This window comes from Streptomyces sp. SudanB25_2051 (genome assembly GCF_964272635.1).
Taxonomy (GTDB): domain Bacteria; phylum Actinomycetota; class Actinomycetes; order Streptomycetales; family Streptomycetaceae; genus Streptomyces.
The window spans coordinates 1,209,363-1,230,780 of record NZ_OZ186787.1; the positions used below are offsets into that span (position 1 = coordinate 1,209,363).

Annotated in this window: 16 protein-coding genes; 2 read left to right on the forward strand and 14 right to left on the reverse strand. The window is 74.6% G+C overall.

Going from position 1 to position 21,418, the window contains the following annotated elements; all coding sequences use genetic code 11:
• Positions 1–442: 442 nt before the first annotated feature.
• From ald to ACSUPT_RS05385, 4 genes are all read right to left on the reverse strand, one after another.
• Entirely contained in the window at positions 443–1,558 is a 1,116-nt protein-coding gene (gene ald / locus ACSUPT_RS05370) for an alanine dehydrogenase (protein ID WP_436943550.1), read from the reverse strand.
• A 153-nt stretch (positions 1,559–1,711) separates the two neighbouring features.
• Positions 1,712–3,712, reverse strand: a complete 2,001-nt coding sequence (locus ACSUPT_RS05375) for a tetratricopeptide repeat protein (protein ID WP_399219049.1) — start codon at positions 3,710–3,712, stop codon at positions 1,712–1,714.
• Positions 3,713–4,398: 686 nt separating this feature from the next.
• The gene (locus ACSUPT_RS05380) at positions 4,399–5,025 is read right to left on the reverse strand and encodes an NUDIX domain-containing protein (RefSeq protein WP_436943551.1); all 627 of its coding nucleotides are present in this window, start codon (positions 5,023–5,025) and stop codon (positions 4,399–4,401) included.
• 86 nt (positions 5,026–5,111) lie between these two features.
• Complete coding sequence (locus tag ACSUPT_RS05385; protein ID WP_361665165.1) at positions 5,112–6,791, reverse strand: CTP synthase; 1,680 nt, start codon at positions 6,789–6,791, stop codon at positions 5,112–5,114.
• Positions 6,792–7,337: 546 nt separating this feature from the next.
• On the opposite strand from ACSUPT_RS05385, the gene ACSUPT_RS05390 reads away from it, so the two are divergent.
• The gene (locus ACSUPT_RS05390) at positions 7,338–9,140 is read left to right on the forward strand and encodes a glycoside hydrolase family 15 protein (RefSeq protein WP_351963208.1); all 1,803 of its coding nucleotides are present in this window, start codon (positions 7,338–7,340) and stop codon (positions 9,138–9,140) included.
• Here the strand turns inward: ACSUPT_RS05390 and ACSUPT_RS05395 are convergent.
• Together ACSUPT_RS05395 and ACSUPT_RS05400 are read right to left on the reverse strand one after the other, a co-directional pair.
• Positions 9,076–9,945, reverse strand: coding sequence for a helix-turn-helix domain-containing protein (locus tag ACSUPT_RS05395; RefSeq protein ID WP_436946171.1), 870 nt, complete (start codon positions 9,943–9,945; stop codon positions 9,076–9,078). The genes ACSUPT_RS05390 and ACSUPT_RS05395 overlap by 65 nt on opposite strands.
• A gap of 107 nt (positions 9,946–10,052) precedes the next feature.
• Positions 10,053–10,859, reverse strand: a complete 807-nt coding sequence (locus ACSUPT_RS05400; protein WP_404147807.1) for an alpha/beta fold hydrolase — start codon at positions 10,857–10,859, stop codon at positions 10,053–10,055.
• A gap of 278 nt (positions 10,860–11,137) precedes the next feature.
• Between ACSUPT_RS05400 and ACSUPT_RS05405 the strand changes: the two genes are divergently transcribed.
• Complete coding sequence (locus ACSUPT_RS05405; protein WP_436943552.1) at positions 11,138–12,760, forward strand: PucR family transcriptional regulator; 1,623 nt, start codon at positions 11,138–11,140, stop codon at positions 12,758–12,760.
• Positions 12,761–12,821: 61 nt separating this feature from the next.
• Here the strand turns inward: ACSUPT_RS05405 and ACSUPT_RS05410 are convergent, their stop codons facing one another.
• The 8 genes from ACSUPT_RS05410 to ACSUPT_RS05445 form a co-directional block, all read right to left on the reverse strand.
• Positions 12,822–13,922, reverse strand: a complete 1,101-nt coding sequence (locus ACSUPT_RS05410) for a glycosyltransferase family 4 protein (RefSeq protein ID WP_399219044.1) — start codon at positions 13,920–13,922, stop codon at positions 12,822–12,824.
• Positions 13,923–14,363: 441 nt separating this feature from the next.
• A complete protein-coding gene (recN, locus tag ACSUPT_RS05415; protein WP_436946172.1) occupies positions 14,364–16,082 on the reverse strand; it encodes a DNA repair protein RecN in 1,719 nt (572 codons plus the stop codon).
• 131 nt (positions 16,083–16,213) lie between these two features.
• Complete coding sequence (locus ACSUPT_RS05420; RefSeq protein ID WP_351963212.1) at positions 16,214–17,149, reverse strand: NAD kinase; 936 nt, start codon at positions 17,147–17,149, stop codon at positions 16,214–16,216.
• Positions 17,149–17,964: a TlyA family RNA methyltransferase gene (locus ACSUPT_RS05425; RefSeq protein WP_351963213.1), complete on the reverse strand. Its 816-nt coding sequence runs from the start codon at positions 17,962–17,964 to the stop codon at positions 17,149–17,151. Before ACSUPT_RS05425 ends, ACSUPT_RS05420 begins: the two co-directional genes overlap by 1 nt.
• Positions 17,965–17,971: 7 nt before the next feature.
• On the reverse strand, positions 17,972–18,304 hold the full coding sequence (locus ACSUPT_RS05430; protein ID WP_436943553.1) for a hypothetical protein: 333 nt from the start codon (positions 18,302–18,304) through the stop codon (positions 17,972–17,974).
• A 79-nt stretch (positions 18,305–18,383) separates the two neighbouring features.
• The gene (locus ACSUPT_RS05435) at positions 18,384–19,193 is read right to left on the reverse strand and encodes an ABC transporter ATP-binding protein (protein ID WP_403505888.1); all 810 of its coding nucleotides are present in this window, start codon (positions 19,191–19,193) and stop codon (positions 18,384–18,386) included.
• 35 nt (positions 19,194–19,228) lie between these two features.
• The gene (locus ACSUPT_RS05440) at positions 19,229–20,341 is read right to left on the reverse strand and encodes a FecCD family ABC transporter permease (protein WP_436943554.1); all 1,113 of its coding nucleotides are present in this window, start codon (positions 20,339–20,341) and stop codon (positions 19,229–19,231) included.
• Positions 20,338–21,390 (reverse strand): FecCD family ABC transporter permease, encoded by a 1,053-nt coding sequence (locus ACSUPT_RS05445; RefSeq protein WP_399219042.1) that lies wholly within the window; start codon positions 21,388–21,390, stop codon positions 20,338–20,340. The genes ACSUPT_RS05440 and ACSUPT_RS05445 overlap by 4 nt, the downstream gene beginning before the upstream one ends.
• Positions 21,391–21,418: the final 28 nt, after the last annotated feature.

The following is a 21,418-nucleotide window of genomic DNA, read 5'->3' on the forward strand; positions in this document are numbered from 1 at the left end:
CACCCTGGCCCGCCGCCCGCGTTCCTGGTTGCGCGACCCCGGGAGTAAATGTCGACTCATTCACAAGTCGTCTTACCTCCTTGGACGTGACCAGGAAACTTATCGATAGGTCAGCGTGGCACCATGCCGACGGTTGGCGACTCTATGGCGTGTCACCGCTCCGCAGCAACACAATCGGCCGGACGCGGCGGGATGTGTCGGCGGTCGAACGCCTTTCTGTCAAGGGTGCGAGGGCCTCGATCCCTTCGTTTCGCGGGTGCGCGAATCGGTTAAAGGGTTACGTTCGAGGCGACTTGAACGACACGCGCGTGCGAGCGGACACACGTCCGGCCGGACCTCGCTGCCAAGGTCCGGCCGGATGCGTGAGGTTGACGTCCCCCGTTGACCGCCCGCGGGCCGAAAGCCCTGTGTGAGCGGGCGGTTGACGGGGGGTGAACGGACGTCAGCCGATGAGGGAGGCCAGCTCCACGTGCTCGAGGCCGTGCGCCTCGGCGACCTCCTTGTACACGACCTTGCCGTCGTGCGTGTTGAGGCCCTTGGCGAGGGCGGCGTCGCGGCGCAGCGCCTCGACCCAGCCGTTGTTGGCCAGCGACACGATGTAGGGCAGCGTGGCGTTGGTCAGGGCGTAGGTGGAGGTGTTCGGGACGGCGCCCGGCATGTTGGCCACGCAGTAGAAGATCGAGTCGTGGACCCGGAAGGTCGGCTCGGCGTGGGTGGTGGGACGGGAGTCCTCGAAGCAGCCGCCCTGGTCGATCGCGATGTCGACAAGGACACTTCCGGCCTTCATCCGGGACACCAGCTCGTTGGTGACCAGCTTCGGGGCCTTGGCGCCCGGGATGAGGACGGCGCCGATGACGAGGTCGGCCTCCAGGACGGCCTTCTCCAGCTCGAAGGAGTTGGACATGACGGCCTTGACCTTGGTGCCGAAGATCTTGTCGGCCTCGCGGAGCTTGTTGATGTCCCGGTCGAGCAGGGTGACCTCGAAGCCCATGCCGATGGCGATCTGCGCGGCGTTCCAGCCGGAGACGCCGCCGCCGATGACGACGGCCTTGGCCGGGATGACGCCGGGCACGCCGCCGGGCAGGACGCCGCGGCCGCCGGCCGCGCGCATCAGGTGGTAGGCGCCGACCTGCGGGGCGAGGCGGCCCGCGACCTCGGACATCGGGGCGAGCAGCGGCAGCGCGCGGTTCGCGGTCTCGACGGTCTCGTACGCGATGGCGGTGGTGCCGGACGCGAGCAGGGCGTCGGTGCACTCGCGGGACGCGGCGAGGTGGAGGTAGGTGAAGAGGGTCTGGTCCTTGCGGAGGCGGTGGTACTCCTCCGCGATGGGTTCCTTGACCTTCAGCAGCAGGTCCGCGGTGGCCCAGACCTCGTCCGCGGTGGGCAGGGTCGCCGCGCCTGCGGCCACGTACTCGTCGTCCGTGATCGAGGAGCCGACACCGGCGTTCTGCTCGACGAAGACCTCATGGCCGTTGCGGACGAGCTCGTGCACACCGGCCGGGGTGATGGCGACGCGGAACTCGTTGTTCTTGACCTCGCGGGGGATGCCGACCTTCATCGTCGATCACGGTCCTTGAATCAGGGGTATAGGGGGCAAAGCGCTCTACAGCGATACATACCCGTGTGTTGCAGGACACACCGGGGCAGACCGCGGTTAACGCGGCGCACCCAGTCTAATGAAGGACTTCCCTCTGTCTAGCCTTACAAAGCATTAATTTTTTTGAGAACCACTACGGATTTCGTAGGTAGGGGGCGAGGGCTGGCCCCACCCCTGACCTGCGGCGCCCGACTCGAGGAGCCGCTCGGCGGCGGCGCGGTGCAGCCGGGCGGCAGCGGGGTCGCCGAGCCGGTCCAGCGTGTCCGCGAGCCGCAGCCGCAGCGCGGCGTGGAGCCGCGCGTCCCCGGCGCGGCGGGCCCATTCCACGGCCTCCTCGCAGGTGCGCAAGCAGTCCTCCGGCCGCCCCGCGTACTCCTGCACCCGCGCCGCCTCGCTCAAGGCCCTCGCGTGGGCCGGCACATCGCCGAGGCGGCGGTAACCGGCCGCCGCCGCACGCCAGTTGCGCAGCGCCTCGCCGTAGCGGCCGGCGTAGGTGTGGACCGCGCCGAGCCTGCCGTACAGGCGCGCCTGGTCCTCCCGCTCGTCGCGCGCGAGGCGCTGCGCGAGGGCCCGCCCGTACCAGTCGGCGGCCCGCTGCCAGTCCCCCAGCTCCTGGTAGGCGCCGCCGACGGATTCCATCGCGCGGCCGGTCGCGTACGGGTCGTTCGCCAGGCGCCCGGCGTCCAGGGCGGCCCGGTAGCGGGCCAGGGCGTCGCGGGTGCGGCCCGTGCCGGCGTCCAGGTCGGCGAGGTTCAGCAGGGCGGCGGCGCGCTCGCGGTGCAGGCCGCGCCGCTCGGCGACGTCCAGGACCAGCCCGTGCAGCCCGTACAGCTCGGGCGCGGCGGCCTCGGTGCCGCGGTGCGCGGCGAGCGCCCGGACCAGCGCGGCGATCAGCCGGCGGGCCAGGGTGTCCAGCTCGCCGTCCGCCACGGCGAGGCGCGCGCACGCCAGCAGCGCGGGCTCCCGCCGGTCCAGCCAGTCGGCGGCCTCCTCCCGGTTCGGGAAGCGCAGGGCGCGCGGCAGCCCGGCGAGGCGGCGGCGCGCGGGGCTGCCCTCCGGTTCGGTGACCGCGCGGCAGGACTGGAGGAGCCGCACGGTCCGCTCCAGCATCCGGGCGCGCGCCAGCTGCGTCTCGGCGGCCCGGTCCTCGGCCGCGAGCCGCTCCCGGAGGAACGGCATCAGGCAGCCGGGCACCTCGTACCGCCCGTGCGGGGCCCGCCGTACGAATCCGAGCGCGACGAACCCGTCGAGCAGCGACGCGGCGGTGGACACCGAGCAGCCGACCAGCGCGGACAGGGTCTGCGGGTCGGCGCTGCCCAGCGGGGCGAGCGCGAGCAGCCGCAGGGCGCGGGCGCCGGGCGCGGGCAGCGCCTCGTACGCCAGGCGGAAGGCGCGGGCGAGCGGGCGCAGCGCGGCGGGGCCGCCCTCGTCGGGCACGGCGCGCAGCCGCTTGGCGAGGTCGGCGACGGACGCCGTGGGGCGCGCGGCGAGCCATCCGCCGGCGAGGAGGAGCGCGGCGGGCTGGCCGGCGCACAGCTCGGTGAGCGTCTCGGCGGCCTGCGGGTCGACGGTGATCCGGACCGAGCCGGTGTACGTCTCCAGCAGGTCGACGGCGGCCTTCACGTCGAGGCCGCCGACCGTGCAGGGGCGTACGTCGGGGATGCCGGTGAGCGGACCGTGCGCGACGGCCACGACCAGGCAGTCGGGGTTCTCCGGCAGCAGGGCGTCCACCTGCTCGGCGTCGGCGGCGTCGTCCAGGAGCAGCAGGGCGCGGCGCTCCCGGAGGGTGGCCCGCAGCAGGGCGCTGACGTCGTCCTCGTCGGCGCCCGCGGGCGCGGTGAGGCCGAGGTCGGCGAGGAGCCCTCGAGCGACGCGCTCGACGGGCACCGGGTCGCCGCCCGGTTCGCTGAGCCGGGCCCGCAGGACGCCGTCGCGGTAGCCGCGCTCCAGGTCCCCGACCAGCCGCTCGGCGAGCGCGGTGCGGCCGGATCCGGGGCGCCCGGCGATGAGCAGCACACGGGCGCGGGGCGCCTTGCGCCCGGCCAGCGTGTCCAGCCCGGCCCGCGAGATGTCCGCCCGCAGCGCCTTGATCTCCCGCTCCCGTCCGAAGAACACCTGTTCCCCCGCCTCCTGCCCCCGACCGGCTCCACCATGCCGCCCGGCGTGCCCGTCCCGCGCGTCACCGCTCGCGGGGCGGCCGTCGCGCGGTCCCTCACCCGAGCCGGAGCGGCCGTCGCACGGTCCCTCACCCGAGCCGGAGCGGCCGTCGCGCGGTCCCTCACCCGAGCCGGGGCGGCCGTCGCGCGGCGCGTCGCCGGGGCCGGGGCGGCCGTGCGGGCGCGGGCCGCCGGGGCCGGGGCCGTCGGCGGGGGCCGCCGGGTGGCCGCGGCCGGGGGTGTCCGCACGCGGGTGGCCGCCGTCGCGGCGGGGGCCGGCGGCAGGGGGCGGTACGGGGAGCGCGGGGCTTCCCCCGCCGCCCTCCGCCGCGGGGTCCGGGCGCCCGGACTCGGCGGCCGGCCGGGCCGGGGCGGCCGGGCCGGGTGTGAGGCGCTCGGGGTCACCGGTGTTCACGGCCTGCTCCGTCACGGGTCACGCTCCCGTCCGCCTGCGCAACGTGCTCGTCCCGCCGGGTCTCCGAGCGGGTGATCCGAGCGTAGTTCAGCGCCGGGGGCGTTCCGTGCGGAGCGCGGCCCGCACATCGCTCGATCGGATCAACCGATCGTCACAAAAACACCCCGGAGGACCCGCGTCCGAGCTCCGGCCGCGACCCGCGTGCCCGAGCCGCCCCGCCCCGACACCTCTCAGGACGCGAACGGCCGCGCCGGCCACGGCGCCTCCGCCGGGCGCAGCGCGTCGAACCCGTCGCCCGCCCGCGCGGCGAGCACCGACAGGACGCCGACGACCAGGCAGTTGTTGTGGAGGTCCCCGGCGAGGACGCCGCGCGCCAGCTCGGCCAGCGGCACCCGGGCCACCTCCATGTCCGCCTCCTCCTCGGCGGCCTCGAAACGCTCGCCGTCGGCCTCCGAGAGCCCGCGCGCCAGGAAGATCCGTACGGCTTCGTCGCAGCCGCCGGGCGTGGTGTAGACGTCGGTGAGGACGTTCCACTCCTCCGCCTTGACGTGGGCCTCCTCGTACAGCTCCCGCTGAGCGGCGCGCAGCGGGTTCTCACCGGGCACGTCCAGCAGGCCGGCCGGGATCTCCCACAGCTTCTGCCGCACGGGGTGGCGGTACTGCTTCAGCACGAGGACGCGGTCCTCGTCGTCGAGGGCGACCACGGCGACCGAGCCGGGGTGGACCTGGTAGTCGCGGCGTACGACCGACCCGTCCGGCATGACGACCTCGTCCGTGCGGACGCTGGTCTTGTTGCCCCGGAACGGGGTCTCGGTCGCGGTGACCCGCCACTCGGCCGGCGTGTCCTTGATGGTCATACGGTCGTCCTCCTCCATACGCGAACCGGGGTGCGGGTCCTCGTGGACCCGCACCCCGGTCAACCGTATCGCCTGCGGCTACGCGGTCACTTGCCGGACTTCGCCGCCTGCCGGCGCTCCACGGCGGCCTTCACCAGGCCGGCGAACAGCGGGTGCGGGCGCGTCGGGCGGGACCGCAGCTCCGGGTGGGCCTGGGTGGCCACCAGGTAGGGGTGGACCTCGCGCGGGTACTCGACGTACTCGACGAGCTTGTTGTCCGGGGAGGTCCCGGAGAAGACGATGCCCGCCTTCTTCTCCAGCTCGGCGCGGTAGGCGTTGTTCACCTCGTAGCGGTGGCGGTGGCGCTCGTCCACGTACGGCTGGTCGCCGTAGACCTCGCGGACGATGGAGCCCTCGGCGAGCTTGGCCGGGTACAGGCCGAGCCGCATGGTGCCGCCCAGGTCGCCGGCGCCCTCGACGTACGCGAGCTGCTCCTCCATGGTCGAGATGACCGGGTGGGCGGTGGCGGCGTCGAACTCGGTGGAGTTGGCGTCGGTGATGCCGGCGAGGTTGCGCGCGGCCTCGATGACGATGCACTGCAGGCCGAGGCAGAGGCCGAGCAGCGGGATCTTGTTCTCGCGGGCGTACTGGATGGCGCCGACCTTGCCGTTGACGCCGCGCTCGCCGAAGCCGCCGGGGATGACGATCGCGTCGACGTCGCCGAGCTGCTGGGCGGCGCCCGCCTGGGTCTTGCAATCGTCGGAGGTGACCCACTTGACCTTGACGCGGGCCTTGTTGGCGAAGCCGCCGGCGCGCATGGCCTCGGTCACCGACAGATAGGCGTCGGGCAGGTCGATGTACTTGCCGACGAGGGCGACCGTGACCTCGTGCTCCGGGTTGTGGACGCGGTCGAGGAGGTCCTCCCAGACCGTCCAGTCCACGTCGCGGAACGGCAGGTCGAGCTTGCGCACGACGTACGCGTCGAGGCCCTCGGTGTGCAGCACCTTCGGGATGTCGTAGATCGACTTGGCGTCGATGGCGGCGACGACGGCGGCCTCGTCCACGTCGCACATCAGGGAGATCTTGCGCTTGATGGCGGTCGGCACGTCGCGGTCGGCGCGCAGCACGATCGCGTCGGGCTGGATGCCGATGTTGCGCAGCGCGGCGACGCTGTGCTGGGTCGGCTTGGTCTTCAGCTCGCCGGACGGGCCGATGTACGGGAGCAGGGAGATGTGCACCACGAAGACGTTGTCGCGGCCGACCTCGTGGCGGACCTGGCGGACGGTCTCCAGGAACGGCAGCGACTCGATGTCGCCGACCGTGCCGCCGACCTCCGTGATGACGACGTCCACGTCGTCGGTGGCCATGCGCCGGATGCGGTGCTTGATCTCGTTGGTGATGTGCGGGATGACCTGCACGGTGTCGCCCAGGTACTCGCCGCGCCGCTCCTTGGCGATGACCGTGGAGTAGACCTGGCCGGTGGTGACGTTGGCGGAGCCGTCGAGGTCGACGTCGAGGAAGCGCTCGTAGTGGCCGATGTCCAGGTCGGTCTCGGCGCCGTCGTTGGTGACGAACACCTCGCCGTGCTGGAACGGGTTCATCGTGCCGGGGTCGACGTTGAGGTACGGGTCGAGCTTCTGCATCGTGACCCGCAGGCCCCGCGCCTTGAGGAGCGCACCCAGGCTGGAGGCGGTCAGGCCCTTGCCGAGGGAGCTGGCTACACCCCCGGTGACGAAGATGTGCTTGGTCGTCGTGGCTGTGCTGTTTCGGAAAGCAGCGGGCGGCATGGCCAAGAGGGGGCTCCCGTGGTCGCGGTCTGGAGGTGCGTACCGGCGTCCGGCCCGGAGCGGTCCGAGGGGAAAACCCGAGGTCTCCGGGGGTGCCGTCGCTGCGGTTCGGGGGCCGCCGATTGGTTCTGCGGCGCCCACCGGTCCACGGGCTACCAGGGTATCAGCGACCGGGAGGGACCGCGTTCCGGCCAGGGAACCACCAGGAATCAGCCATTGTGTGATCCTGGGTGCCTCTGTGCGACCCTGTGCGGAACACGGGGGCACGCGAGGGTGTGGCACGCGTCGCGCGAGGTGTGGGGCATGCATCCGTACAGCTGGGTACGCGCTCACTGGTCCGCTCCTGAGCACCACCCGCCTCTAACCGAAGATCACACCAGAGGACCCGGGCGCGTCGTATCCTGCTCGGACACCCGTTGCCGAGTCAGGCCCGCATACGGCACCACCCCGCCCGTCGCCCGGGACCCCCTCGCGTCAACGATCCTTGACCCTGACCCCAGTAAGCGCCCCGCGGGGCGAACGTGGCCGTTCGACTGGAGATTGCACGTGGCCGGGCGCATCGAGGACTACGCACTCATCGGAGACATGCAGACCGCCGCCCTGGTCTGCCGGGACGGCACGGCCGACTGGCTGTGCCTGCCCCGCTTCGACTCGCATGCCGTCTTCGCAGGAATCCTCGGGACCGAGGAGCACGGATTCTGGCGGATCGGCCCGCAGCACCCGGAGGGCACCGAGCCCCCGGCCGCCGACCGCCGCCGCTACCGCGGCGACTCGCTCATCCTGGAATCCGAGTGGGACACGCCGCGCGGCACCGTGCGGATCACCGACTTCATGCCGCCCCGCGACGGCGCGCCGCAGCTGGTGCGGATCGTGGAGGGCGTCAGCGGCCGGGTGAAGATGCGCTCCACGCTGCGGATGCGGTTCAGCTACGGCCGGATCGTGCCCTGGGTGCACAAGGTCGACAACCGCACGGTCGCCGTCGCCGGGCCCGACTCGGTGTGGCTCGACACGCCGTGCGAGACGTACGGCGAGGAACTCACCACGTACTCCGACTTCACCATCGCCGCGGGCGATCGGGTCGCCTTCACCATCAGCTGGCAGCCCTCCCACCACCCGCAGCCGCCGCTGCCCGACCCGGAGGGCGCGCTGGAGGCCACCACCGAGTTCTGGCGCGAGTGGGTCGACCACTGCACCTACCGCGGCCCCTACCGGGAGCCGGTGATCCGCTCGCTGATCACCCTGAAGGCCCTGACGTACGCGCCGACCGGCGGCATCGTCGCCGCGCCGACGACCTCCCTGCCGGAGGACATCGGCGGCGTGCGCAACTGGGACTACCGCTACACCTGGCTCAGGGACGCCGCGATCACCCTCTCCTCGCTGCTGCGCACCGGCTACCGCGAGGAGGCCCGCGCCTGGCGCGAGTGGCTGCTGCGCGCGGTCGCCGGCGACCCGGAGAACCTGCAGATCATGTACGGCATCGCGGGCGAGCGGGAGCTCGGCGAGGCGGAGCTGGACTGGCTGCCCGGCTACGAGAACTCCGCCCCGGTCCGCGTCGGCAACGGCGCCGCCGCGCAGCTCCAGCTCGACGTGTACGGCGAGGTCACCGAGGCCCTGCACCTGGCCCACATGACGGGCCTGGCCCGCAACGACTACGCCTCGCTGCTCCAGCTGAAGCTGATCAACTACCTGGAGAAGCACTGGAACGAGCCCGACGAGGGCATCTGGGAGGTGCGCGGCCCGCGCCGCCACTTCGTGCACTCCAAGGTCATGGCGTGGGTCGCCGTGGACCGCACGATCAAGCTGATCGAGTCGGGCGACGCGGACGGCCCGCTGGAGCGGTGGCGGGAGCTGCGCGACGAGATCCACCGGGACGTGTGCGAGAAGGGCTACGACCCGGAGCGCAACACGTTCACGCAGTCGTACGGCTCCAAGGAGCTGGACGCGTCGCTGCTGCTGATCCCGCAGGTGGGCTTCCTGCCGCCGGACGACAAGCGCGTCATCGGCACGATCGAGGCGATCCAGCGGGAGCTGTCCACGGAGGACGGCTTCATCCTGCGCTACCCGACGCAGGGCTCCCACGAGGGCGTGGACGGCCTGCCCGGCGACGAGGGCGCGTTCCTGGCGTGCTCGTTCTGGATGGCCGACGACCTGGCGATGATCGGCCGCGTCGACGAGGCCCGCAAGCTGTTCGAGAAGCTCCTCGCGCTCCGCAACGACCTGGGCCTGCTGGCGGAGGAGTGGGACCCGCGCCTCCAGCGCCAGGTCGGCAACTTCCCGCAGGCGTTCAGCCACGTGCCCCTGATCGACACGGCCCTGCGCCTGACGGCGAGCGGGGCGTACGGGGGCTGAGGGCCTGTGGGAGCCCGTTCCCTGTGTCGGGTGCCCACCCGTCGTCCGCGAACGAGCCCGGCCACGCGATGTCGTCGATGGCGAGCCACGGCGCAGCGGCCACGGCGGTGGGTGTCATCCCGCTGAACGCCTTGACCTCGCGGTGGAGGTGGGCCTGGTCGACGTAGCCGCCTGTGGCCGCCACCCGGGCGGCGGCGTTACCCGCCGCGAGGAGATGGGCGGCGTGGTCGAAGCGCACCAGCCGGGCGGCGTGCTTGGGGGTGAGGCCGATCTGGGACCGGAAGCGGGACCACAGGCGCTTGCGGCTCCATCCCACCTCGTTCGCCAGGCTGTCGATGCGCACCCGTCCCCGGCGGGTGCGCATCAGCCACCAGGCGGCGGCCACCTCCGGATCGAGCGACGGGCGGGCGCTCATCCGTCGGCCGAGGGCGTCCGCCGCGATCGTGAACCTCTCGTCCCACGACGCGGCGGCCCGCAGCCTTTCCGCGGTTCTTCCGGCGTCGCGGCCCCAGACGTCCTCCAGGGAGACCACTGTCCCGCTGAGGTCGGTCGACGCGCCGAACGCCGCAACCGCCAGCGCCGGCGACAACCGGATCTGGAGGCACTCGATCCCGCCTGCCGCCCGGCTCCCGAGCCGAAGGTCGCCCGGGACCAGCCCGGCGACCGTGCTGCCGCGTTCGCGCCGACCGTGGGCGTCGCAGACCAGGCTGTCTCCGTCGCTCAGGTCCACGAACAGAGTCACCGAGGGGTGCGCGACCATGGCGATGTCCACGCCTGCCGGAGCACGTTGGCGAAACCCGGCCATGCTGACCCCCGGCAGCCGGCCCGGCCGCCGGGGCACGGCGACCTCCACCGACGTCCAGTCAACTGGTGTTGCGGCAGACGTCACAGCACCAGGCTAGGTCATGGGTGTCAGCGGCCCGCTGCGAAGCGCAGCAGCAACTCCCCGGTCGTCTCCGGCGCTTCGAGCATGGGGAAGTGCCCGACGCCGGGCAGCTGCTCGACTCGCGCGTCCGGCACAGTGTCGTAGTCGTGCGCCGAAGACGGATCCCAGCGAGGGTCGGCAGCGCCGAAGATCACCAGAACAGGGACGCCGAGTGCGGTCAGGCGCGCGGGTACGCTCCTCTCGGCGATGTACGCGCCGTTCTCGCGCAGCACCGTCCTGAACGTCCGGTAGTTGATGCCCCGTACGTCGGCGACCAAGTCGTCAGGGACGTCCACCGGGCGGTTGCACACGGCGGTCACTCCCCGGCGGAGCATCGTGTCGGAACGGACTCTCCACAGAAGCGGTCCGAGCGGCGGGCCGATCAGGGCCCGAAGGAAGACGGGCTGCGGAAGAAGCGCGTCGGGACTGGGACCACTGCTGATCAGTGCGAGCGAACCCACCAGGTCCGGGCGCTGTTCGGCGAGGGCGGTCGCGATGTATCCGCCGCTGGAGTGCCCCACCACGGTGACCGGGCGAAGGCCGAGCTCGTCGAGCGCCGCAGCGACGCCGGCTGCCTGCCCGGGCACGTCGTACGACGGCGCGGGCGGGGACTGACCGTGGCCCGGCAGGTCGATCCGGATGACGTGATACCGGCCGGCCAGCGCCGGCACCACCGGGCCCCAGGAGCTGCCCGAGGCCCCCGACCCATGGATGAGCACCAGCGGCGGCGCCTCCCGCGGGCCGTCATGGACCACGCGCATCCCGTGCACATGCTTAGCATCGTAGATACCCATGCACGGGAGGATGCCGGGGCTGCCGGCCCCCGGTCTTGTACAAATGTCGCAACGGACCCGACGAGCGCCAGGACCCGTGCCCACGGCGAGCGGAACTTCAGCAGGACATCGGCACCCGGCTGCTCCACCGGCCCGTCCACCACGCTCCCAGCGGCCCACCGCACGCGGCACCGGCTGTGCCCTGATGGCGGGCTCGACGAGCCGCACCGGTGTGGGCTGACCGTGGTGCGCGGGGTGACCGCCCCGGCGCCGGGGCGCGGAAGGGTAGCGTCCCGGGCATGGACGAGCGGGGCGGGATCACGGTGCGGCGGGCGCTGGAGCTGCCGGCGCTGCGGGGCGGGCTTCCCGAGGTGGTGGCGGGCGGCGACCTGCTGGACCGCACGGTGCGCTGGGTGCACGCCGGCGAGGTGCCGAACATCGCGTCGCTGCTGAAGGGCGGCGAACTGCTGCTGACCACCGGGATCGGCATCGGGTCCCGCCCGGCAGACCAGCGGGTCTTCGTACGGCGGCTCGCCGAGCGCGGGATCGCCGCCCTGGTCGTGGAGCTCGGCGCGACGTTCCCCCGGCTGCCCGCGGCGCTCGTGGAGACCGCGCGGTCGGCGGGGCTGCCGCTGGTGCAGCTGCACCGCGAGGTGCCGTTCGTCTCGGTCACCGAGGAGGTCCACACCGAGATCGTCAACGGTCACTACGCGCTGCTGCGGCGGGCCGACGAGGTCCACCGGCAGTGCACCGAGGCGCTGCTCGGCGGGGGCGGCGCGCCGCGCGTGCTGCGCATCCTGGCCGGGTTCGCCGGCAACCCGGTGTTCCTGGAGACCGCCGACGGCCGGCTCCTGTACGCGGCCGACGGCGGCCCGCCCGGCCCCTGTGCCGAGCCGCTCCAGCTGTGGGAGGGGCTGCGGGGCAGGCCCGGTGCCGTACCGCCCGCCGGTTCGGTGCTGGTCGACGTGCCGGGCGGTGAGCCGGACGGCGGGGTGCGGGCGCGGCTGGTGCTGCTCGCCGCGGCGGGGCGGCCGCTGCCGGTGCACCGGATGGCGGCGGAGCGGGCGGCCGGGCTCCTGGCGGTCGTGCTGATGCAGGCGCGGCAGGAGGAGGAGCTCGCGGCGCGCGGGCGCGGTGACTTCCTGACCGACCTCGCGGAGGGCCGTATCGCGGTGGGGGACGCGCCCGCGCAGGCGCGGGTCCTCGGCTTCCGGCCCGGTGCCGGGCCGCTGCTGCCCGTGGTGATGCGGCTGGCCGGCGAGCGGCTGCCCGCCGGCGGGTGGGCGCTGCTGGCGCGGGCGGTCGCGGAGGAGCCGGCGCTGTCGAGCCTCCCCGTCCTGGTGGGCGTCCGCCCGGTGGAGGGCCGGGTCCTGCTGCTGCTGGGGCTGCGTGCCGAAGCCGAGCGGGCCGCGGTCGCCGACCGGGTGGCGACGGCGCTGCGGGCGGGCGCCGAGCGCGCCGGTCTCGACCGGGCGGGTGGCCCCGCGCCGGTCGTGGTGGTGGGCGTCGCGGGCGGCTGGGCGGCCGCGTCGGCGGGGCTGCGGCACGCCGCGGAGACCGCCGCCGCCGCGCAGGGGCTGCCCGAGCGGCCCTGGCACGACGCGCGGCGCCTCGACGTGGACCTGCTGCTGTGGCGGCTGCGCCGGCACGACGCGGCGGGACTCGCGGCGTTCGTGGACCGGACGATCGGGCCGCTGCTGGCCCATGACGCCGCGTCACGGGCGCCGCTGCTGCCGACGCTGGAGACGTACCTGGCGCACGCGGGGCGCAAGGCGGAGACGGCGCGCGAGCTGCATCTGAACCGCCAGACCCTGTACAACCGGCTGGCCCGGATCACCGAACTGCTCGGCGCGGACCTGGACGACCCGCGGACGGTCCTGGCGCTCTCCCTCGCCCTGCGCGCCCGCCGCCACGTCCCGTAGCCCGCCCGCGCCGGACCGGTCCGCGCCCCGCCGGAGGGACCGGCAGAAGGCCGGTTGGGCCTCAGAGTCCGGGCCCGTCCCCGTCGCGTGCGGCGCACAGTTCGTCGTAGACGCTGAGCACCTGGGCGATGGTGTCCTCCTCCGTCGGCCAGGTCGCCGCCTGCCGGGGCCCGGCCGCCGCGAGGGCCGCGTGCCGGGCGGGGTCCGCCAGCAGCCGCGACACCGCGGCCGCGAGCCGCACCGAGTCGCCGTACGGGACGAGCTCCGCCGCGTCCCCGACCAGTTCCGGCACCCCGCCGACGGCCGTGGCGACCAGCGGGACGCCGAGGCGCAGCGCCTCCTGGGCGAGCGGCGCCCGCGCCTCCCAGCGGCCGGCCAGCACCGCCACGTCGGCCGCGGCCAGCAGCGCCGTCACGTCGTCGCGCGCGCCGAGCAGCCGCACCGGCAGCCCGTGCAGGTCGATACGGCGCTGCAGCGCGGCCCGCCGGGGTCCCTCACCGGCGACGGCGACCAGCGGCACCGGGTCGTGGCCGAGCCACCGGCGGGAGGCGTCCAGCAGCGCGCCGTGCCCCCGGTACGGCTCCAGCGGCGCGGCCGTCACCACCAGGGGCCGCCCCACCGCGCCCAGTTCGGCCCGCGCCTTCTCGCCCGGCAGGTCGGCGAGGCCCCGGGGCGGGGGCAGCGTGACGGGACCGAGCCGCGCGTCGCGCGCGCCACGCCGCCGCGCCCGGTCGACCAGCTCCGACGACGTGGCCAGGACGACGGCCGCCGCCCGTACGGCCTTGCGCTCCATCATCCGCAGCAGGTGCGCGCGGGGCCCTTCGGCGTGCGGGCGGGTGTGCCAGGTGACGACGAGCGGCACGCGCTGCGCGGCGAGGGCCAGCGCGGAGCGCACGGCGGCGTTCAGCCCGTGCGCGTGGACGACGTCGGCGCCCGCGCACACGGCGCGCAGCGCGCCCACGGTCAGCGGGTCGTTGCGCGGCGGTACGGGGACGAAGTGCGCCCCGCAGCCGAGGAAGTCGTGGGCGTGGTCCAGCTCGACGGGGGCGCACACGGTCACCCGCACGCCCCTCGCCACGAGCCCGGCGGCCAGTGATCTGACATGAGCGCTGCTGCCCGCGCTGCCGCCGCCCAGCACTTGGACCGTACGCAGCTGTGTCACCCGCACAAGGATGCCAGTCCGTACGCACGTTCCGGGACCGCGCGCGGACGTGACCCGCCGTATCCCGCCACTTTCCGGCGGACGGGGTCGCGACCCCGCCGGCGGGTTCACTCACACGGGTGAGCCGCGTACGGGCCGACGGGGAGACGGGCCTGGCCGGCGGGGCGGCCGGCGAGAGCGACGCCCGCCCGCGCGGCACGGCGCCGGGCCGCGCACGCGGCGGGCCGCCGCGACCGCCGTGCCGTCAGAGGTCGGCGGCCCCGCGACGGCCCCGGGGTCACCGGGGCGCGAGGCGGCCGCTCGCGGTCACCGCCTCGCGGGGCCGCCGCCACGGGATGCGGCACCGGACCCCGCCGCGACGACCGGCGTCCGAGGCCGCCCCGGGGCCGACCCGGCACGGCGCCCGGTGCACGGGCCCGGCGCCCGCCGGGAGGCCCTGGGTCAGAGGTCCGCGCGGGCGGTCGCCAGCAGCTCCTCGGCGTGCGCGCGGGCCGTCTCGGAGTCCTCCTGCCCGGCCAGCATCCGCGACAGCTCCCGCACCCGGTCCTCGCCCTCCAGGACGGTGACACCGGAGCGTGTGACGGATCCGTCGTTGGTCTTCTCCACCAGCAGCTGCCGGTCGGCGAACGCCGCGACCTGCGGCAGGTGCGTCACCACCACGACCTGCGCCGTCTTGGCCAGCTTGGCCAGGCGCCGCCCGATCTCCACGGCCGCCTTGCCGCCCACACCGGCGTCGACCTCGTCGAACAGGTACGTCGGCACCGGGTCCGTACCGGCGAAGACGACCTCCACCGCCAGCATCACGCGCGACAGCTCACCGCCGGACGCCCCCTTGGCGATGGGCCGCGGCGGGGCGCCCGGGTGCGGGGCGAGCAGCAGTTCCACCTCGTCGGCGCCGGACGGCCCGTAGGCGACGCGCCGCCCGCCGACCTCGACGCCCTCGGGGTCCTCGGTCTGCCGGATCGCGAACGACACCCGCGCGTGCGGCATCGCCAGCGACGCCAGCTCCGCCGTGACGGCCTCGGCGAACCGGGCCGCCGCCTCCGTCCGCGCGTCCGTCAGGGCCTGCGCCAGCTTCGACAGCTCGGCGCGCAGCGCGTCCCGCTCGGCGGTCAGCTCCCCGATCCGGTCGTCGTCGCCCTCCAGCTCGGTCAGCCGGGCCGCGCCCTCCTCCGCCCAGGCCAGGACGGCGGCGACGTCCTCGCCGTACTTGCGGGTCAGCCCGGTCAGCGCGGCCCGCCGCTCCTCGACGGCGGCGAGCCTGCGCGGGTCGGCGTCCAGGTCGTCGGCGTACCCGGCGAGTTCACCGGCCACGTCGGCGAGGAGGATCGAGATCTCCCCGATCCGGTCGGCGAGCGCGGCCAGCGCCGGATCGTGCGCCCGTACGCCCTCCAGCGCACGCCCCGCGCCCGCCACCAGGGTCGTCGCGTCCACGCCCTCCGGGTCCTCGGGGTTCCCGGCCAGCGCGGCGTGGGCGAGCGCGGCGGCGGACGCGAGGGCCTCGGCGTGACCGAGCCGCTCCGCCTCGGCGGCCAGCTCCACGTCCTCCCCCGCGCGCGGCGCGACCGCCTCGATCTCCGCGAGCCCGAACCGCAGCAGGTCGGCCTCCTGCGCCCGCTCCCGCGCCCGCGTGGTCAGCTCCTCCAGCTCGGCGTCGAGCGCCCGCAGCCGCCGGTACGCCGTCGTGTACGCGGCGAGCGGCACGGCCACCGCGTCCCCGGCGTACCGGTCGAGCGCGGCCCGCTGCCGGGCGGGCTTGAGCAGCCCCTGCTGGTCGGTCTGGCCGTGCACGGCCACCAGTTCGTCGGCGAGCTCCGCGAGCAGCCCGACGGGCACGCTGCGCCCGCCCAGGTGCGCCCGCGACCGGCCCTCCGCCGAGACGGTGCGGCTGATGAGCAGCGCCCCGTCGTCCAGCTCGGCGCCCGCCTCCTCGGCGCGGCGGGCCACGGCGGCGCCGGGGGCGACGCTGACGCGTCCCTCCACGACGGCGGACGCGGCTCCGATCCGCACCAGGGCCGGGTCGGCGCGCCCGCCGAGCAGCAGCCCCAGGCTGGTCACGACCATGGTCTTGCCCGCGCCCGTCTCACCGGTCACCGCGGTGAACCCGGGCGACAGCTCGACCACCGCGTCGTCGATGACTCCGAGCGACCGTATCCGCATCTCCTCCAACACGGGGAAGACCTTACGAGGTCCCACGCCCCCGACGCGACGAGCCCCGCCCCCCGCGCCGGAACCGCCAGGTGGCGCGCCCCCGCAATCACCCGCGGGGGTGGCGCTCCCCCGGCCCCCGCTCAGTGCGGCGCCCCCCGCCAACCCGACACGGGCAGGGCGAACTTGGCGACGAGCCGGTCCGAGAACGACGCGTGGTGCAGCCGCGCGAGCCGCACGGGCACCGATCCGCGCCGCACCTCCACCCGCGCCCCGGCGGGCAGGGTCACGGTGCGCCGCCCGTCGCACCACAGCACCCCGTCCGGGGTGTGCGGCTCCACCTCGACGGTCAGCACCGAGTCGGGCGTCGTCACCAGCGGCTTGGCGAACAGGGCGTGCGCGCCGATCGGCACCATCAGCAGCGCCTCCACCTCCGGCCAGATCACCGGGCCGCCCGCGGAGAAGGCGTACGCGGTGGAGCCGGTGGGTGTCGCGCAGATCACGCCGTCGCAGCCGAAGCCGGTCACCGGGCGCCCGTCGATGGCGAGGACGACCTCCAGCATCCGCTCGGGCGCGACCTTCTGCACGGCGGCCTCGTTCAGCGCCCAGTTGGTGTGCAGCACATCGCCGTTGTCGTAGACCACGACGTCGAGGGTCATCCGCTCCTCGACCTCGTACGCCCGTGTCACCACCCGGTCGACGACCTTGTCCAGGTCGTCGCGCTCGGCCTCCGCGAGGAACCCGACCCGCCCCAGGTTGACCCCGAGCATCGGCACGCCGGACGCGCGGGCGAACTCGGCGCCGCGCAGCAGCGTCCCGTCGCCGCCGAGGACGATCAGCAGCTCGCACCCGTCGAGCACGTCGGGCGTGGCCTCCGGGACGGTCTCCACGGACGGCGGCAGCGGCAGGTCCGCGGCCTCCGCGGCCAGCACCCGCACCCCTATGCCGCTGCGCAGCAGGCCGAGGACGACCAGTTCCGCGCTGCGCACGGCGGCGGGCCGCCCGGTGTGCGCCAGCAGGAACACGGTCCTGGGCGGCGCGCCCGGGCCCGTGCCCGGCTCCGTACTCGGGTCTGACATCAACGGGGTCCCTCCGCCACGGCGCGGTCGACGTCGGCCGGATCGAGCGCGGGCGCGCCGGCCCGCAGCCACAGGAAGTACTCGACGTTCCCGGACGGGCCGGGAAGCGGGCTCGCGGTGACGCCCAGCACGCCGAGGCCCAGCCCGGCGGCCTGGCGGGCCACGTTCCGCACGGCCTCGGCCCGCAGTTCGGGGCTGCGCACCACACCGCCGCTGCCGAGCCGCTCCTTGCCGACCTCGAACTGCGGCTTGACCATCAGGACGAGGTCGGCGCCGGGCGCGGTCACGCCGGTGAGGGCGGGCAGGACCAGGCCGAGCGGGATGAACGAGAGGTCGCCGACGACCAGGTCCACGGGCTCGCCGCCGATCACGTCGAGGGTCAGTTCGCGCACATTGGTACGGTCCTTGACGGTGACGCGTTCATCGCTCTGCAGCGACCAGGCCAGCTGCCCGTAGCCGACGTCGACGGCGACGACGTGGGCGGCGCCGGAGCGCAGCAGCACATCGGTGAAGCCGCCGGTGGACGCCCCGGCGTCGAGCGCCCGCCGGCCCTCGACCACCAGCCCGCGCGGCATGAACGCGGCGAGCGCCCCGGCCAGCTTGTGGCCGCCGCGCGACACGTAGTCGGGGTCGGAGTCGTCCTGCGCGACGACGATGGCCGCGGCGGTCTCGACCTGGGTGGCGGGCTTGGTGGCCGTGGTGCCGCCGACCGTCACCCGCCCCGCCGCGATCAGCTGGCTCGCGTGTTCGCGCGAGCGGGCGAGCTTGCGGCGTACAAGCTCGGCGTCGAGACGGCGGCGTGCCACTCCTGCCACGTTCGGTTCAGCTCCTGTGGTCGTACGGGGGTCCCGGCTGGGGGTGCGCGTCCAGCGCGGCCAGCGTGTCGCGCAGCCCCCGGTGTACATCCTCGTACACGGCCAGGTGTCCGTCCGCCGCGAGGTGGTCGGCGTCGGCCAGCCGTGCCAGGAGCGCGTCGACGGGACCGTGCCCGGTCGGCTCCCGCTCCACGCCGAGCGGCAGGGGCGCACCGCCGGCGTCCGGGCCGCCCGGTACGCCGTCTGCGGCTTCGGCGGGCGCGGCGGCATCCGGCGCGGCGGCGGCTTCGGCGGGCGCGGCCTCGGGGCGTGGCCGCGGCGGGTGGGGCGTGGCGTCCATGCCCCGACGCTACCGCGAAGCCGCGCCGCGCCGCCGTCACGTACCGCGCCGTACGGCTCCGCCGGCCCCCGCGCCCCCGCTACCTGCGTGCCTGCCGGGCCGCCGGGACGACCAGCGGCGTGCCGGTCTCGGGGTCCTCGATGACCTGGCAGCGCAGCCCGAAGACCCGCTCCACCAGCTCGGCGGTGACGATCTCGGACGGCGGGCCCTCCGCGACGACCTCCCCGCCCCGCACGGCGATGAGGTGCGTGGCGTACCGGGCCGCGTGGTTCAGGTCGTGCAGGACGGCCACGAGGGTGCGGCCCTGCGTCTCGTGCAGCTCGGCGCACAGGTCGAGCACGTCGATCTGGTGCTGGATGTCGAGGTACGTCGTCGGCTCGTCGAGCAGCAGCAGCGGCGTCTGCTGGGCGAGCGCCATGGCGATCCACACGCGCTGGCGCTGCCCGCCGGACAGCTCGTCGACGTACCGGTCGCCCAGCTCGCCGACGCCGGTGGCGTTCATCGACTCCTGGACGATCCGCTCGTCCTCCGGCGACCACTGGCGCAGCAGCCCCTGGTGCGGGTAGCGGCCGCGGGCGACGAGGTCGGCGACGGTGATGCCGTCCGGGGCGATGGACGACTGGGGCAGCAGGCCGAGCGTGCGGGCGACCTTCTTCGCGGGCATGGAGTGGATGGCCTGCCCGTCCAGCAGGACCCGCCCCTGGGTGGGCTTCAGCATCCGGGCCAGGGCGCGCAGCAGGGTCGACTTCCCGCAGGCGTTGGGGCCGACGATGACCGTGAAGGAGTTGTCGGGTATCGCCACGGACAGGTCGCGGGCGATGGTCCGCTGCTCGTAGGCGAGGGTGACGGACTCCGCGGCGAGGCGCTGCCGCACGGGCTGGGGCTGCATGGGGGCACTCCTGGCGTTCTGGTCTTCTGTGAGGGTCATATCCGGCCTGCCCGGCGCTCGGTGACCAGGAGCCACAGCAGGTAGCAGCCGCCGACGATGCCGGTGACGACGCCGACGGGGAGCTGCCGTTCACCGAAGGCGCTGGTGGCCGCCCAGTCGGCGACCAGCAGCACCGCCGCGCCCATCAGGGCGGACGCGCCCAGGTTCGGGCCGGGCGAGCGGGTCAGCCGGCGGGCCAGCTGGGGGGCGCTGAGCGCGACGAACGTGATGGGCCCGGCCGCCGCCGTGGCGGACGCGACCAGCAGCACCGCGCAGACCAGCTGCGTCATCCGCACCCGCTCGACGCGCACCCCGAGGGCGTACGCGGCGTCGTCGCCCATCTCCAGCATGCGCAGCGGACGCCCGTACGCGAGGATCACCGGCAGCAGGACGGCGGTGACGGCGAGCAGCGGCCAGAACTGCGTCCAGTCGCGGCCCTCCAGGGAGCCGGTCATCCAGACGACGGCGCGGGTGGCGTCGACGAGGTTCGCCTTGGTGATCAGATAGTGGATGACGGCGGTCAGCATCGCGGCGAGGCCGATGCCGATGAGGACGATCCGGAAGCCGTGGACGCCCCGCTTCCACGCGAAGACGTACACGGCGGCGCCGGTCAGCGTGCCGCCGACGAGCCCGCCCGCCGCGACGGCGGTGGCGTCCCCGTGGAACAGCACGATCACCGTCAGCGCGCCGACGATGGCGCCCTGGTTGATGCCGAGCATGTCGGGACTGCCCAGCGGGTTGCGGGTGATGGTCTGGAAGACCGCGCCGCCGACCGCGAGGCCCGCCCCGACGAGGACGGCGATGAGGACGCGCGGCAGCCGCAGGTCCAGGACGACGAACTCCTGCGCGACCGTGCCGTCGCCGAGGAGGGTCGCGACGACGTCGCCGGGCGCGATGGGGAAGTCGCCGCTGCCGATGAGGACGACCCCCGCGGCGAGGGCGAGGACGAGCAGCAGCAGGCAGGCGCGCACGGCACGCGGCTCGACGCGCACGGACAGCCCGCCGGCCCGGACGGCGCGGACCGTGTCGGTACGGGCGGCCGGCGCGGCGGGCGCCTCGGCCTCGGCCTCGGCCGGCGCGGGAACGGTGGATGCGGGGGTCGCGGTCACAGCTGGGCCATCCTCTTGCGGCGTACGAGGTGGATGAAGACGGGCCCGCCGATCAGCGCCGTGACGATGCCGACCTGGAGCTCGGAGGGGCGGGCCACGACCCGGCCGACGATGTCGGAGCCGAGCAGCAGCACGGGTGACAGGACCGCCGCGTACGGCAGGATCCACCGCATGTCGGGCCCGGTGATCGCGCGGACCAGGTACGGCACCATCAGGCCGACGAACACGATCGGCCCGCACGCGGCGGTCGCCCCGCCGCACAGCAGCGTCACGGCGAGCATGGCCAGCACACGGGTGCGGGTCAGGTTCGCGCCGAGCGCCCTTGCGGTGTCGTCGCCCATCTCCATGGCGTTCAGCGGCCGGGCCACCAGCGCGGCCAGTACGACGCCGGCGGCGATGAACGGCGCCACGGCCGCGACGACGTCCGCGTCCGCCCCGGCCAGCGACCCGACGGTCCAGAACCGCAGCCGGTCCAGCGCCGCCGAGTCCAGCAGCTGCACGGCGTTGACGTAGCCGTACAGCGCCGCCGTCGCGGCCGTGCCGGCCAGCGCGAGCCGCACGGGGGTGGCGGTGCGCCCGCCGCCGAGCACGTACACGAGCACCGACACGACCGCGGCACCGACGAACGCGAACCACACGTACCCCATGAACGAGGTCGCGCCGAGCACGCTGGTCGCGGTCACCACGGCGGCCGCCGCGCCCGCGTTGACGCCCATCAGGCCGGGCTCGGCGAGCGGGTTGCGGGTCAGGGCCTGCATGACCGCGCCCGCGAGGCCCAGGGCGACCCCGGCGAGCAGCCCGAGCAGCGTGCGCGGGACGCGGACATCGGCGATCAGGACGTCGTTGCCGGTGCCGGAGTTCTGGAACAGGCCGTGCCACACATCGCCGAGCGGCACCGGTTTCGCGCCGACGACGATGCTCGCGACACAGACGAGCACCAGGACGCCGAGGGACAGCAACAGCCCGGCGGCACGCAGCGACCGGCGCCCGCGGGGCTGCGCGGCGGCCTGTGGCTCCGCGCTCTGTTCGGGAGAACTCTCAACCAACACGCGGTTAGGTTAGCCTACCCTCGCCCCA